The 14,471-nt window shown below is 58.6% G+C and carries 13 protein-coding genes; 4 read left to right on the forward strand and 9 right to left on the reverse strand.

Annotated elements, in window-relative coordinates:
* Positions 1-147: 147 nt before the first annotated feature.
* Positions 148-2,769 (forward strand): DNA mismatch repair protein MutS, encoded by a 2,622-nt coding sequence (mutS, locus tag ACGYLA_RS03420; protein ID WP_394430562.1) that lies wholly within the window; start codon positions 148-150, stop codon positions 2,767-2,769.
* A 31-nt stretch (positions 2,770-2,800) separates the two neighbouring features.
* On the opposite strand, the gene ACGYLA_RS03425 is transcribed toward mutS, so the two are convergent.
* Positions 2,801-3,364: a nucleotide exchange factor GrpE gene (locus ACGYLA_RS03425; RefSeq protein WP_067267873.1), complete on the reverse strand. Its 564-nt coding sequence runs from the start codon at positions 3,362-3,364 to the stop codon at positions 2,801-2,803.
* 9 nt (positions 3,365-3,373) lie between these two features.
* Positions 3,374-4,438, reverse strand: a complete 1,065-nt coding sequence (gene hrcA / locus ACGYLA_RS03430) for a heat-inducible transcriptional repressor HrcA (RefSeq protein ID WP_394430331.1) — start codon at positions 4,436-4,438, stop codon at positions 3,374-3,376.
* Between the two features lie 110 nt (positions 4,439-4,548).
* Between hrcA and rph the strand changes: the two genes are divergently transcribed.
* The 3 genes from rph to hemW are packed head-to-tail and all read left to right on the forward strand — an operon-like array spanning position 4,549 to position 7,017.
* Positions 4,549-5,262, forward strand: a complete 714-nt coding sequence (rph, locus tag ACGYLA_RS03435; RefSeq protein ID WP_271688630.1) for a ribonuclease PH — start codon at positions 4,549-4,551, stop codon at positions 5,260-5,262.
* Entirely contained in the window at positions 5,259-5,870 is a 612-nt protein-coding gene (rdgB, locus tag ACGYLA_RS03440) for an RdgB/HAM1 family non-canonical purine NTP pyrophosphatase (RefSeq protein ID WP_394430333.1), read from the forward strand. The genes rph and rdgB overlap by 4 nt, the downstream gene beginning before the upstream one ends.
* Positions 5,863-7,017 (forward strand): radical SAM family heme chaperone HemW, encoded by a 1,155-nt coding sequence (gene hemW / locus ACGYLA_RS03445; protein ID WP_394430335.1) that lies wholly within the window; start codon positions 5,863-5,865, stop codon positions 7,015-7,017. The genes rdgB and hemW overlap by 8 nt, the downstream gene beginning before the upstream one ends.
* On the opposite strand, the gene ACGYLA_RS03450 is transcribed toward hemW, so the two are convergent.
* The 7 genes from ACGYLA_RS03450 to ACGYLA_RS03480 all read right to left on the reverse strand — a co-directional run bounded on the left by ACGYLA_RS03450 (position 7,014) and on the right by ACGYLA_RS03480 (position 14,358).
* Positions 7,014-7,913: a ParB/RepB/Spo0J family partition protein gene (locus ACGYLA_RS03450; RefSeq protein ID WP_394430337.1), complete on the reverse strand. Its 900-nt coding sequence runs from the start codon at positions 7,911-7,913 to the stop codon at positions 7,014-7,016. The genes hemW and ACGYLA_RS03450 overlap by 4 nt on opposite strands.
* A gap of 12 nt (positions 7,914-7,925) precedes the next feature.
* On the reverse strand, positions 7,926-8,723 hold the full coding sequence (locus tag ACGYLA_RS03455) for a ParA family protein (RefSeq protein ID WP_394430339.1): 798 nt from the start codon (positions 8,721-8,723) through the stop codon (positions 7,926-7,928).
* Positions 8,716-9,321, reverse strand: a complete 606-nt coding sequence (rsmG, locus tag ACGYLA_RS03460; protein ID WP_394430341.1) for a 16S rRNA (guanine(527)-N(7))-methyltransferase RsmG — start codon at positions 9,319-9,321, stop codon at positions 8,716-8,718. Before rsmG ends, ACGYLA_RS03455 begins: the two co-directional genes overlap by 8 nt.
* Positions 9,318-11,228, reverse strand: a complete 1,911-nt coding sequence (gene mnmG, locus ACGYLA_RS03465; RefSeq protein ID WP_394430343.1) for a tRNA uridine-5-carboxymethylaminomethyl(34) synthesis enzyme MnmG — start codon at positions 11,226-11,228, stop codon at positions 9,318-9,320. Before mnmG ends, rsmG begins: the two co-directional genes overlap by 4 nt.
* Positions 11,194-12,480, reverse strand: coding sequence for a tRNA uridine-5-carboxymethylaminomethyl(34) synthesis GTPase MnmE (gene mnmE, locus ACGYLA_RS03470; RefSeq protein ID WP_394430345.1), 1,287 nt, complete (start codon positions 12,478-12,480; stop codon positions 11,194-11,196). Before mnmE ends, mnmG begins: the two co-directional genes overlap by 35 nt.
* A 32-nt stretch (positions 12,481-12,512) precedes the next feature.
* Positions 12,513-13,784 carry a transcription termination factor Rho gene (gene rho / locus ACGYLA_RS03475; RefSeq protein ID WP_067267859.1) on the reverse strand — a complete coding sequence of 424 codons (1,272 nt, stop codon included), beginning with the start codon at positions 13,782-13,784 and terminating at the stop codon, positions 12,513-12,515.
* A 124-nt stretch (positions 13,785-13,908) separates the two neighbouring features.
* The gene (locus ACGYLA_RS03480) at positions 13,909-14,358 is read right to left on the reverse strand and encodes a CopD family protein (RefSeq protein WP_394430347.1); all 450 of its coding nucleotides are present in this window, start codon (positions 14,356-14,358) and stop codon (positions 13,909-13,911) included.
* Positions 14,359-14,471 lie beyond the last annotated feature (113 nt).

A 14,471-nucleotide genomic window follows, 5' to 3' on the forward strand; every position in this document is an offset into this window, starting at 1 on the left:
AGTTCAGCACAACGCAAGCCCCACGTCAGTGCAAATCGCATGACAAAGACCGCCCAAGGCCCCGCACCCCCTTTCGCTGCGCCGGGGGGTTTTGTAGGGTCCGCGCGGCAACAGGGGGCAGCCGTGCAGACAGAAAAAGTAACGCCAATGATGGCGCAATATCTCGAGCTTAAAGCGGACCACGCGGATGCGTTGCTGTTCTACCGCATGGGCGATTTTTACGAGATGTTCTTTGACGATGCCATCGCCGCGGCAGAGGCGTTGGACATCGCGCTCACCAAACGCGGCAAGCATCAGGGCAAGGATATCGCCATGTGCGGCGTGCCGGTGCATGCCGCCGAAGGCTACCTGCTGACGCTGATCCGCAAGGGGTTTCGCGTCGCCGTCTGCGAGCAGATGGAAAGCCCCGCCGAGGCCAAGAAGCGCGGCTATAAATCGGTGGTGAAACGCGACGTGGTGCGGCTGGTGACGCCGGGCACGTTGACCGAGGAAAGCCTGCTTGAGGCGCGCCGGCATAACTACCTCGCCGCCTTTGCCGAGGTGCGCGATGCTTGTGCGATGGCTTGGGTCGATATCTCGACCGGTGCGTTTCACGTGATGCCGCTGGCCCAAGTCCGGTTGGGGCCGGAACTGGCGCGGCTATCGCCCTCGGAACTGATCGTCTCAGAGGCGAAAGAGACGGAATTGCACGAGGTTGTCTCTGATTTCGGGATCGCACTGACGGGTCTGGCCCGTTCGGCCTTTGACAGCACCAGTGCGGAAAAACGGGTCTGCGACCTGTTTGATATTGCAACGCTAGAGGCTTTCGGCAGCTTCACCCGCGCCGAAGTCTCCGCCATGGGAGCGGTAATAGAATACCTCACTATCACCCAACGCGGCAAGCTGCCCCTGCTCCGCCCGCCTCAGAAAGAGGCCGAGGCCCGCACCGTTCAGATTGACGCGGCAACGCGGCGCAATCTGGAACTGACGCACTCGCTGAACGGGGGCCGCGCCGGGTCTTTGCTGTCGATCATGGACAATACCGTCACCGCCGGGGGCGCGCGCCTGCTGGAGCGGCGGATCTCAAGCCCTTCGCGTGTTGTCGATGTGGTCACCTCCCGCGCCGATGCGGTCAGCTTTGCCTATGACAATGCCCGCGTTGCCGAAGACATTCGCCAACGTCTGCGCAATGTGCCGGACCTTGACCGGGCGCTGTCACGCCTCTCGCTCGACCGGGGTGGACCGCGCGACCTTGCCGCGATCCGCAATGGGTTGATCGAAGCCGAGGCTTTGCACCAAAGCCTGACACAACAGGATCTCCCCGACCTGCTTCGCGAAGCTGCGGAAGGGCTGCAGGGCCATGGAGATCTTATTGACCTGCTGGATCACGCGCTGGTGGCCGAGCCCCCGCTGATGGTGCGCGACGGCGGATTCATCGCCCCCGGCCATGACGCCGACCTCGACGCCGCGCGCGAGCTGCGCGACGAAGGCCGCAGCGTAATCGCGGGCATGCAGCAGCAGTTCGTCTCTGATACGGGGATTTCGTCGCTCAAGATCAAGCACAATAATGTGCTGGGATACTTCGTCGAATGCACCGCGACCCATGCCGAGAAGATGCTGAACCCGCCGCTGTCAGAGACCTTTATCCACCGGCAGACCACGGCCAACCAAGTGCGCTTTACCACTGTCGAACTGTCCGAGTTGGAGACGAAAATCCTCAATGCGGGCAACCACGCGCAGGAGATCGAAAAGCGGCTCTACGAAAGCCTTCGGAGCGCAATTCTAGAGCATGCCGCAGAGATCGGACAAGCCTCTGCCGGGTTGGCCGAGGTCGATCTGGCCACCGGTCTGGCCGACCTCGCGCGGAGTGAGAATTGGACCCGCCCGCGCGTGGATATGTCCCGCGCCTTCGACATCCAAGGCGGGCGGCATCCGGTCGTGGAACGCGCTCTGACCCAGCAATCGGGCGAGCCTTTCATTGCCAATGACTGCGACTTAAGTGCCGAGGGTGAAGCCGCGAATATCTGGCTCCTGACCGGTCCGAACATGGCGGGTAAATCGACTTTCCTGCGCCAGAACGCGCTGATCGCTCTGATGGCGCAGATGGGCAGTTTCGTGCCCGCCACTTCGGCGCATATCGGCGTTGTCAGCCAGCTCTTCAGCCGCGTCGGTGCCTCGGACGATCTGGCGCGGGGCCGCTCGACCTTCATGGTCGAAATGGTCGAGACCGCCGCGATCTTGAACCAAGCCGATGACCGCGCGCTGGTGATCCTCGACGAGATCGGGCGCGGCACGGCCACCTACGACGGCCTCTCTATCGCTTGGGCCACGTTGGAACATCTGCACGACGTGAACCAGACCCGGGCACTTTTCGCCACCCATTACCACGAGATGACGGCACTGGCCGGCAAACTGCCGGGGGTCGACAATGCCACGGTGGCGGTCAAAGAATGGGAGGGTGAGGTCGTCTTCCTGCACGAAGTGCGCAAGGGCGCTGCGGACCGCTCTTATGGCGTGCAGGTGGCGCAACTGGCGGGCCTGCCCGCCCCGGTGATCGCCCGCGCCCGTGTGGTGCTGGAGGCACTGGAGAAAGGTGAGCGCGAAGGCGGCGCGACGCAAAAGACCCTGATCGACGATCTGCCGCTCTTCGCGGCTAGCCCGCCCCCGCAACCAGCCCCGGCGAAAACGTCGCCTGTTGAGGAAAAGCTGAAAGAGATCATTCCCGATGAACTCTCCCCGCGTGAAGCGCTTGAGCTGATCTACAAACTAAAAGAGGCGGCCAAGTCCTGACCGCCTCTTTCGAAAGTGACTGACTGCGCGCTTAGCTCGCCGGGGTCGAAGACACCCCAACCTGCGCCGGGCGCAGCAGACGGTCGTGCAGCATGAAGCCTTCGGCGGCGACCTGAATGATCTCGCCCGCCACGGTGCCGGGCACGGGCGCTTCGAACATCGCTTCGTGATGCTTGGGGTCGAACTTGTCGCCAACCTCGGGCGCGATCACTTCGATGCCGTGCTTTTTGAAGACGTTCAGAAGCTCGCGCATCGTCAGTTCCACACCTTCCAGAAGCGGGCCAAAGGCCTCTTTCTGCTCATCGGTGGTGGTTTCCAGCGCGCGTTTCATGTTGTCATAAACAGGCAGCATGTCACGGGCCAGCTTCGAGCCGCCATAGTTCTCGGCCTCGCGACGGTCCTTGTCGGAGCGTTTGCGCGCATTCTCGGCATCGGCGAGCGCGCGCATGAAACGGTCGCGGTACTGGTCACGTTCGGCGCGCAGTTCCTCTACCGCAAGGGCTTCTTCGTCGATCTCGGCCATGTCTTCGGCGTATTCTTCAGCTTCGGCGCTGTCGATCTCGTCCAAAAAGTCGTTTTCTTTCGGCTCTGCCATGTTCCACCTCTAGTTCCGGTCGGAAATCAGCTTTCCCACCAGTTGTGCCGTGTAGTTCACAATCGGCACGATACGTCCATAATTTAAGCGTGTCGGGCCAATGACACCCACGGCGCCGATCACCTTACGATCAGCGTTCATATAAGGGGAAACGACCAGAGAGGAACCCGAAAGTGAGAAAAGTTTGTTTTCCGAGCCGATAAAAATTCGCACACCGTCCCCATCTTCGGCCAGTTCGAGGAATTCGGCGATGTCCCGCTTGCGCTCAAGATCATCGAAAAGACTGCGGATACGGTCAAGGTCTTCGGCCTCCGCCTCTCCGCCCAGCAGATTCGACCGACCGCGCACGATCAAACGCTCGGAATGCTCCCCTTCCGCGTCCCACAGCACCGCACCGCTCTCGACAAGCTGCTGTGCCAGCACGTCGATCTCCTGACGGCGCTTAGAGATCTCCTGCTTGATGCTGCGCTGCAACTCGCTGAGGGTTTTGCCTTCGACGAAAGCATTCAGGAAATTCGCCGCCTCGCGCATCGAACTGGGTGTCTGCCCGGGTGGCGGCGTGAATAGCCGGTTCTCCACATGGCCGTCGGAGAAAACAAGCACCACCAAGGCTCTATCAGGCGAGAGAGAAACGAATTCGATATGTTTGATCGGCGCTTCATGCTTCGGCGTCAACACGAGCGACGCACCATGCGTGACGCCCGACAGGGCCGATCCGATCCGGTCCAACAGCCCGCCGACATCAGAGGAATTATTCCCCAGTGTCGCGTCGATCTTCTCCCGGTCAAGCTCTGTCGGATCGCCGATCTCGATCATCCCATCGACGAACATCCGGAGCCCTAGCTGTGTCGGAATGCGCCCGGCTGAAACATGAGGGCTATCCAACAGGCCCATATATTCGAGATCCTGCATTACATTGCGGATTGTCGCCGCCGAGACCTTTTCGCTGAAGTCCCGCGTCAAGGTGCGCGACCCAACCGGATCGCCACTTTCCAGATAGCCCTCGACCACCCGGCGAAACACTTCGCGGGATCGGTCATTCATGTCTTTCAGCAATTCAGGCGTGTTTTTCATCGGTGCTCGCTCTCTTGTCTAATAAAGGTACAAGCCGGGCAAACGTCAATCGGGGTTGCATCAAAGCCTTGTGGGGCGGTATCCCCGGGCAACATCAAAAAGGATATGTCATGCGTCCCTCTGGCCGGAAACTCGATGAAATGCGCGCCGTCTCGATCGAGACAGGTTTCACCAAACATGCCGAAGGGTCGGCCCTGATCAAGATGGGCGATACCCATGTGCTCTGCACCGCAACGATCGAAGACCGCGTGCCGCCCTTCATCAAAGGCTCAGGTCTGGGGTGGGTCACTGCGGAATATGGCATGCTGCCCCGCGCCACTAACACGCGGATGCGCCGCGAAGCCGCCTCCGGCAAACAAGGGGGTCGCACGGTCGAGATCCAGCGCCTAATCGGTCGTGCCCTACGGGCCGGGGTCGACCGCTCAGCCTTGGGCGAGCGTCAGATCACCGTCGATTGTGACGTGCTGCAAGCCGATGGCGGCACCCGCTGCGCGTCCATCACCGGCGGCTGGATCGCGCTGCGTCTCGCCGTGAACAAGCTGATGAAAGCGGGCGATGTCGTTTCTGACCCGCTGGTCGATCCGGTCGCGGCGGTAAGCTGCGGCATCTACGCAGGCCAGCCGGTGCTCGATCTCGACTACCCCGAGGATTCCGAGGCGGGCGTCGATGGCAACTTCATCATGACCGGATCCGGCAAGCTGATCGAAGTGCAGATGAGCGCCGAAGGCTCGACCTATACCCGCGACCAGATGAACCAGCTAATGGACCTGGCCGAGAAGGGCGTCGGCGAACTGGCCACCATCCAAAAATCGGTTACCGCATGACCCGCAAGTTCACCGAAAATCGCATTCTGATCGCCACCCATAACGCCGGCAAACTGGCTGAAATGCGCCAGCTCTTCGCCCCCCACGGGGTCGAGGTGGTGGGCGCGGCAGAGATGAACCTGCCCGAGCCGGAAGAGACCGAGACGACCTTCGCCGGCAACGCCCGGATCAAAGCGCATGCCGCCGCCAAGGCGACCGGCTTGCCCGCATTGGCCGACGATTCCGGCATCGAAGTCGAAGCGCTCGACAATGCGCCAGGCGTCTATACCGCCGATTGGGCCGAAACAGAGAATGGCCGCGACTTCGTCATGGCCATGACCAAGACGCGCAATCTGCTAGAAGAAAAGAACGCCCCTCACCCCCGCCGCGCCCGTTTCTGCGCGACCCTAGTCTTGGCATGGCCCGACGGCCATGACGAGGTTTTCGCGGGCAAGGTGAACGGCACACTGGTTTGGCCGATGCGCGGCGAACAGGGTCACGGCTATGACCCGATGTTCCAACCTGACGGCCACGAGGCCACCTTTGCCGAAATGGACGCCGAGCAGAAAAACAGCATCAGCCACCGCGCCGATGCCTTTGCGAAACTGATTGCAGGCTGTTTTGGCTGAAGATTGGGAACAGGGCGGCTTCGGCCTCTATATCCATTGGCCATTTTGCGAGGCGAAATGTCCCTATTGCGACTTTAACAGCCACGTTAGCCGCCAGATCGACCAAGCAGCTTGGCGGGATGCCTATCTCGCCGAGCTTCAGCGCGCTGCGGATGAGACACCGGGGCGCGTGCTCAATGCCGTCTTTTTCGGCGGCGGCACGCCAAGTCTAATGGACCCCGATGTCGTCGCAGACATCATCAGCGCCATCCGGGGCCACTGGCCCACGGCAAACGATCTGGAAATCACCCTCGAAGCCAACCCCGGCTCAGTCGAAGCGGGCCGCTTTGCCGCCTACAGACAAGCCGGAGTGTCCCGCGTGTCGATGGGCATTCAGGCGCTGAACGATCCGGATCTCAAACGTTTGGGTCGTCTGCATACGGCAAAAGAAGCGATGACCGCCTTCGACATTGCCCGCAGTACCTTTGACCGCGTGAGCTTCGATCTAATCTATGGGCGGCAAGACCAATCCGCCACGGAATGGGAAGCCGAGTTAAAACAGGCTCTATCCCTCGCGATAGACCATATATCGCTCTATCAGCTCACGATCGAACAAGGCACCGCCTTTGGCGACCGTTACGCCCGCGGAAAACTTCGCGGCCTGCCTGACGAAGATCTCGGCGCGGATATGTTCACCCTGACCCAAGACATCTGCAATGACATGGGCATGCCTGCTTACGAGGTGTCAAACCACGCCCGGGATGGCGCCCAATCGCGTCACAACCTGATCTATTGGCGCTATGGGGACTATATCGGCATCGGCCCCGGCGCCCATGGGCGGCTGACGCTGGACGGGCAGAAATTCGCGACAGTTGCTTATAGCAATCCACAGCGGTGGCTCGACGGTGTCGCAAAAGGCGAAACGGAGAAACCCCGGACTGCCCTGAGCCGAAGCGAACAGGCGACCGAGTTTCTCCTGATGGGCCTGCGCCTAAAAGAAGGCGTCGACCTTAGCCGTTACGCCGATATTGCCGGGCATGAGATCGACGAAAAGGCCGTCAATCACCTGCAAGACATCGGCATGGCAACACGCGAGAAAGAAAGGTTAATCGTTTCAGATCAAGGCGTTATCGTCCTAAACGCCGTGATCGAAACGCTTCTGCCTTAAGAGCTGCCCAACAGGCGGCAGATCTCATCCAACTGGTCAAGCGTGGTATAGTGCAACGTCACCTTACCCGCTTCCTGACCCGGTTTATGGTCCAAACTAACCTTCATACCTAGGTTGGCTGACAGGTCGCCTTCAAGCGCCTGAGTATCGGCATCCTTCTCTGGCCGCTGCGAGAGACGCTCTTTATTTACCATATTGCCGCGCTCGCCAGCTTGATCTTTCTTGACCAAAGCCTCGGTCGCGCGCACGGAAAGGCCGCCTTTGATGACCTGCTGCGCCAGCTTCAGCGGATCCTTCGCCGGAATTAGCGCCCGCGCATGGCCCGCGCTTAGTTCATTCTGGCGCACCATCTCTTGCACCGGATCTGGCAGGTTCAGCAGACGCAATAGATTGGCAATATGGCTTCGGCTTTTCCCAAGGGCTTCGGCCATCTTCTCCTGAGTATGGCCGAACTTATCCATCAACTGACGATAACCCGCCGCTTCTTCGACCGAATTCAGATCTGCCCGCTGGATGTTCTCGATGATCGCGACTTCCAGGACTTCGACATCGGTGAACTCGCGCACGATCACCGGAAGGCTATGGACCTTCGCGATCTGCGATGCCCGCCAACGCCGTTCACCCGCGACGATCTCGAAATTGCCATCGGCCAAAGCGCGGACGATCAGAGGCTGAATGACCCCCTTTTCTTTGATTGAGGCCGCGAGATCATCAAGATGCTCTTGCTCAAACCGCTTACGAGGCTGATCCGGGTTCGGTTTGATCCGCTCGATCGGAACGAACTGCTCCGCCGCCGCGGCCCCCTTGGCGGCCACGCTCTCGGTCTTCGCTACATCCGCCATCAGTGCCGAAAGCCCCCGGCCAAGGCCCCGTTTCCGCTCTTGTTTGTCTGCCATACTGCCACCTTATTAACCATTGTTTCTTGTTAGCTCCGCCGCCAAATCGCGGTAGGCTTGGGCCCCTTTCGATGTGGGATCATAACTCAAAACGGGCATGGCAAAGCTCGGCGCTTCGCTGACCCGAACATTACGCGGAATTACGGTTTGGAACACCAGTTCACCAAGGTTCGCCCGTGCGTCATTCTCAACCTGCTGCGACAGATTATTGCGGCGATCATACATGGTCAGTAGAACGCCCTCAATCCGCAGGTCTTTATTTCCGCTTTGCCGGACCTCTCTTATCGTCAGCATAAGCTGGGAAAGCCCTTCCAGTGCGAAAAATTCGCTCTGCAAAGGCACCAAAACCGAATGCGCCGCGATCATCGCATTTACGGTCAATAGGTTGAGCGAAGGCGGGCAATCAATCAAGATGTAATCAAACTTAAACTGATCCATCTGGGTTTGCCTGAGTGCGTCGTGCAAAAGGAAACTTCTTTTCTCATTCGAAAAGAGTTCGATATCCGCGGAACTGAGGTCAACCGTCGCTGGAACGATGAGCAACCCTTCCGTTTCTGTCCGCTGGATAACATCCTGCGGAAGGCTATCGTCCAGCAAAAGATCATATGTCGTAAACTCGCGATCTTCGACTTCGATCCCGAGCCCCGTAGAGGCGTTGCCCTGCGGATCCAGATCAACCACCAGAATACGCTTTCCAGACTCCGCAAGCGCAGCGGCAAGATTGATCGTCGTCGTCGTTTTTCCAACGCCGCCCTTCTGGTTTGCAATGGCAATGATTTTCGGTCCATTTGGACGAGAAAGGTCAGACACGGGCGATTTCCTTAATCTTTAGAGTGGCAGCGTCCGAATTGGTCTTGCTGGTTACCGTCTCTAGGTCGTAAGTCCAATCCTGCCGCGCCTCTAGGTCTTCGCGCTGCCAGCTTTGACCTTTAGGGAAAAGTGCAATGCCTCCGCGTTTAAGATGCAACTCGGCGAACCCTAACAACTTCGTCAGATCGGCTAAAGCGCGGGCAGATAGCACGTCTGCTTCGAGACATTCGAGTTCTTCAATTCTCTCAGTTTTCACCTTTGCCGAAAGATCAAGTTCTCGAATGGCCGTCCGCAGGAAAGCTGATTTCCTTTGATCACTTTCAACCATGACTACATCGAAATTGCGTTCTTCTTGATTGAGGATCGAAATAACAATGCCCGGGAAACCTCCGCCGCTACCGAGGTCTATCCATTTCCCTCGGCCCGTAGCAAGCTCAAAGATTTGGACGGAATCCAGAATATGGCGAGACCACAGGTCGTCCAAGCTGCTCTTAGAAACCAAGTTAATCTTCGGATTCCATTTCCTCACGAGTTCGGCAAAGGCTTTCAGCTTTTCCAATGTTTCACGTGAAACATCGAGGTCATTTTCGGTGCTCATGCTGACTTCTTTCCGGCCCCGCGCTTCACACGAGCAAGTATCAAAGTCAGCGCGGCTGGTGTCATTCCATCAATGCGAGCCGCCTGTGCCATTGTTTCCGGACGCGCGGAAGATACCTTCGACTTCAGCTCGTTAGAAAGGCCTGCAAGATCATCGAAGGAAAAATCAGACGGTATACGAACGTTCTCGTCTTTCTTAAGCACATCGATCTCTTTCTGTTGTCGAGCGATGTAGGTTGCGTAGAGCGCGTCCCGTTCAATCTGTCGACGTATCTCGAATGGAGTTTCTTCCAGGCTGCGATCAAGCGGCAGCAAATCTTCAAACTCTACATCGGGAAACGCGAGAACCTGATAGCCGCTACGCTTTGAACCATCTTGGTTGACTTTGATACCGGCGCTCGCAAGCTCTTTCGGCGTGTACTCCGTACCTTCCAGCTTCGCTTTTGTCTCCTCTAGGGAGGAAACTTTCTTCTCGAAGCTATCTCGGCGCGCGTCAGAAATACAGCCTAATTGAATCGCCAAAGGAGTTAGTCGCTGATCCGCATTGTCCGCCCGTAGCGACAGGCGGAACTCGGCCCGCGATGTGAACATCCGGTAGGGTTCCGTAACGCCCCGGGTCGTCAGATCATCGACCATAACCCCAATATAGCTTTCGGAACGGGTAAATGTCATCGCATCCCGGCCCTGGGCGCTAAGAGCGGCATTCAAGCCTGCTACCAGTCCCTGCGCGGCTGCTTCCTCATAGCCCGTCGTACCATTGATCTGTCCGGCGAAATAGAGGCCGGGTACGGTACGGACCGAAAGCGTCGATGAGAGAGCGCGCGGATCGACGTAGTCGTATTCGATCGCGTAACCGGGTTGCAGAATAGTTACGTTCTCAAGGCCAACCATGCTCCGGACATAGGCTTCCTGAACATCTGCCGGGAGGGAGGTCGAAATGCCGTTTGGATAGACGGTATGATCATCCGCGCCCTCGGGCTCTAGGAAAACCTGATGCGACTCTTTATCGGCAAAACGGACGACCTTATCTTCGATCGAAGGGCAATAGCGCGGGCCTACGCCATCGATATGCCCGCCATACATTGCGGACCTATCGAGATTCTCTCTGATGATCTTATGAGTTTTCTCGTTCGTATGCGTGATACCGCAGGCGACCTGAGGGGCTGAAACCTTATCGGAGAGAAAGGAAAACAGGACGGGGTCATCGTCCCCGGGCTGCGCTTCCAATATATCCCAATTGATCGTGCGGCCATCCAGCCGGGGTGGTGTCCCCGTCTTTAGTCGGCCCATCGGGAGATTAAAGGAATCGATCCGTTCGGCCAGTTTAACCGACGCTTTATCGCCCATGCGGCCGCCTTCGTGCGATACGTCGCCGATATGAATGACACCACGGAGGAAGGTCCCCGTCGTAAGAACCACTGACGCCGATTTTATGGTCGTTCCGTCTGCCAAGACTACCCCGGTAACGACTTCGCCGTCCATCACGAAGTCGGTAACCTCTCCTTCAATGATGTTGAGGTTCGCTTGTGCGTTGATTTCGCGGAGCATCTCTGTCCGGTAGATTTTCCGATCAGCCTGCGCACGGGGGCCCTGAACCGCGGGGCCTTTCCGGCGGTTTAGCAGACGGAATTGAATGCCGGCCTTATCGGCAACGTGGCCCATGACGCCGTCCATCGCGTCAATCTCTCGTACCAGATGGCCCTTCCCCAGTCCGCCGATGGCCGGATTGCAGGACATGACGCCGATCCCATCGCGGCTCATCGTGACGAGTGCTGTTTGTGCGCCTAGCCGTGCCGAAGCGTGCGCTGCTTCCGCGCCCGCGTGGCCGCCACCGATCACGATCACATCAAAATGTTTCACGTGAAACACTCCATCATTTACCAACGCAAAAGCTGGTGAAGATCTCATCCAGCAGGTTCTCGACGTCTATGCGGCCCACTAGGGTTTCCAGCGCGCGAATGGCGAACCGAAGCTCCGCAGCGGCCAAATCATAGAAATCAGGTCCGCGAGTCAGGATAACATCTACTTCAGCCAAACACGAGACGGCTTGCTGCAAAGCGACGCGATGCCGCTCATGGGTCGCAAGTCCGATGCTTGAGCTGCGTTCCGAGAGCGTAGATTGAATGCGGTCGATCAGCTCTGACACGCCCTGCCCGGTCTTGCCTGAGATACCGTTCGCCTCCATACCAACGAGATCTGCTTTCGGCTGGAGAACAATATCCTCTTCCTCCGGTGTAAGGGCCAAGGCCTCACCCGGCGCCGCGAGGAACACCCGCAGATCCGCCGCCCCGGCGCGTTCGATTGCGCGCTCGATCCCGATGGCTTCAACTTTATCTTCGCTCTCACGCAGACCCGCCGTATCCAAAAGGGTGACCGGCAGCCCGCCGAGGTCCATTCGAACTTCGATTACGTCGCGGGTGGTGCCCGCGATTTCAGAGGTGATCGCTGCGTCGCGTCCCGCTAGCGCATTCAAGAGCGTCGACTTGCCTGCATTTGGCGCGCCGATGATCGCGACTTCGAAGCCGTTTCGAACCCGTTCGGCGACATAGGTGCCTTCCGCTTCGGCTTGCAATTCCTTACCGACCTTCGAGAGCAGCGCCTCCACCTCGGGGGTGACATCGACGGGTACCTCTTCATCCGCGAAGTCGATCGTGGCCTCCAGAAGCGCAGCGGCGCGTATCAAATCTTTCCGCCAATCTTCGACCCGTGCGCCGAGGTGGCCCGATAAAACGCGAATCGCTTGCTTTCGCTGTGCTTCTGTTTCGGCTTCGATGAGATCTGCCAGCCCTTCAACCTGCGCGAGATCCAGCTTTTCATTCTCTAGCGCACGGCGAGTGAACTCCCCCGCTTCGGCCATCCGAGTTTCGGGGAAGGTCGAGAGCAGGGAAAGCATCGCCCGAACCACGGCGATAGAACCATGCAATTGAAGCTCGACCACATCCTCGCCAGTGAAGGAGTTTGGCCCGGGGAAGCTCAGGACCAAAGCTTGGTCGATAACCTCTCCGCCCGTGCCGCGGAGGTTTCGCAACACGCTTTCGCGTCCTTCAGGACGTTTGCCGGAAATCTCCTGCGCGATCGCGAAGGACTGTGGGCCGGAAATGCGGATCACCGCAACCCCGGCACGGCCCGGCGCTGACGCTTGGGCGAATATCGTGTCCATATTTCACTAACCTATTGTTATTACGAAATAACTCAGGTGTTCATGGAGTCGAAGAAGTCAGAATTCGACTTAGTTTGCTTTAGCTTGCCGAGCAGGAATTCGATGGCATCGGTGGTGCCCATCGGGTTGAGGATGCGGCGCAGCACGAAGGTTTTCTGCAGGTCCACTTTGTCGACCAGAAGGTCCTCTTTCCGGGTGCCGGACTTGAGGATGTCGATCGCCGGGAAGACGCGTTTGTCGGCGATCTTGCGGTCCAGCACGATCTCGGAGTTGCCGGTGCCTTTGAACTCTTCAAAGATCACTTCGTCCATGCGGCTGCCGGTGTCGATCAGCGCGGTGGCGATAATGGTGAGCGAGCCGCCCTCTTCGATGTTCCGCGCGGCCCCGAAGAAACGCTTCGGCCGTTGCAGGGCATTAGCGTCGACACCACCGGTCAGGACCTTGCCAGAGGACGGCACCACGGTGTTGAAGGCGCGGCCCAGACGGGTGATCGAATCGAGCAGGATGACAACGTCGCGCTTGTGCTCGACGAGGCGCTTGGCCTTTTCGATAACCATCTCGGAAACGGCGACGTGGCGCGTGGCGGGCTCGTCGAAGGTGGAGGAGACGACCTCCCCCTTCACTGACCGCTGCATGTCGGTGACTTCCTCGGGCCGTTCGTCGATCAGCAGGACGATCAGGTAGCACTCCGGGTGGTTCTTTTCGATGCTGTTGGCGATGTTCTGCAGCAGCACGGTCTTACCGGTGCGCGGCGGGGCCACGATCAGCGAGCGCTGGCCCTTACCGATGGGTGAGACCAGATCGATGATCCGCGCGGAGCGGTCCTTGATCGTAGGGTCATCAACCTCCATCGTCAGACGCTCGTCGGGGTAAAGCGGCGTGAGGTTCTCGAAGGCAACCTTGTGGCGCGCCTTCTCGGGCGCCTCGAAGTTGATCTTGGTGACCTCGGTCAGCGCGAAATAGCGTTCGGTGTCATCGGGCGCCTTGATCAGCCCCTCGATAGTGTCCCCGGTGCGCAGCGACCATTTGCGGATCATGTCGGGCGAGACGTAGATGTCATCGGGGCCCGGCAGGTAGTTCGCCTCCGGCGAACGCAGGAAGCCGAATCCGTCCTGCAGCACTTCCAACACGCCGTCGCCCGAGATCTCCCAACCGTCATCCGCGCGTTCGCGGAGAATCTGGAACATCATCTCGCCTTTACGCATGGTCGAGGCGTTCTCGATCTCCAGCTCTTCGGCCATAGCGAGCAGGTTTTTCGGCGTCTGCGCCTTGAGATCAGCGAGGTTCAGCGTTTCGGTTGTCATGGAGCATCCTGTTCAGCCGCAGCAGAATGCGGGCTGGTCGATCATTTGAATGTGGCAAGCAGAAACCGCCCCGGACGGGACAGTGGCGCAGATATAGGCGGCAGCGCGGCTTGAGTCAATTGCCTCAGAATTTCACGACCACCGAGAAGACGATCACGATCATCAGCAGCGTCGGCACTTCGTTTAAAAGCCGGAACTGACGGCCCGTGACGGTACTGCAGCCGCTTTCGACGGATTTGACCTGTTTTTTCAGCCAAACATGGAAAACCGTCATGGCGATGACACTGGCCCCCTTGGTCCATGGCCAGATCATCGTCCAATCCACGATTCCGGGCGTCAGAACGAGGGCGAGGCCGAAAACCCATGTCGCCATCATCGCGGGCCGCATGATGAACTGAGCGAGCTTGAATTCCATCATCGCGAAAGTCTCGTGCATCCGCCCGGCGGAGCCCGCCTGTTCGACATGATGCACGAAGAGGCGCGGCATGTAGAAGAGCGCCGCCATCCAACTGATGACCGACACGATATGGAGCGCTTTGATCCATGGATAAGCGAGGCTGAGAAGATCGAACATGGGGAAGGCTCCGGTGTGCGTGCTTCTTTCTTAATAAATAAGAAAAGAGAAAAGATGTAGTTGATTGTAGGGCGCCTGAATCCTGTGGATTAATGATTTATACCGCCGCTTAT

It is taken from the genome of Sulfitobacter sp. 1A13679 (assembly GCF_043557115.1).
In the GTDB taxonomy this organism is placed as follows: domain Bacteria; phylum Pseudomonadota; class Alphaproteobacteria; order Rhodobacterales; family Rhodobacteraceae; genus Sulfitobacter; species Sulfitobacter faviae.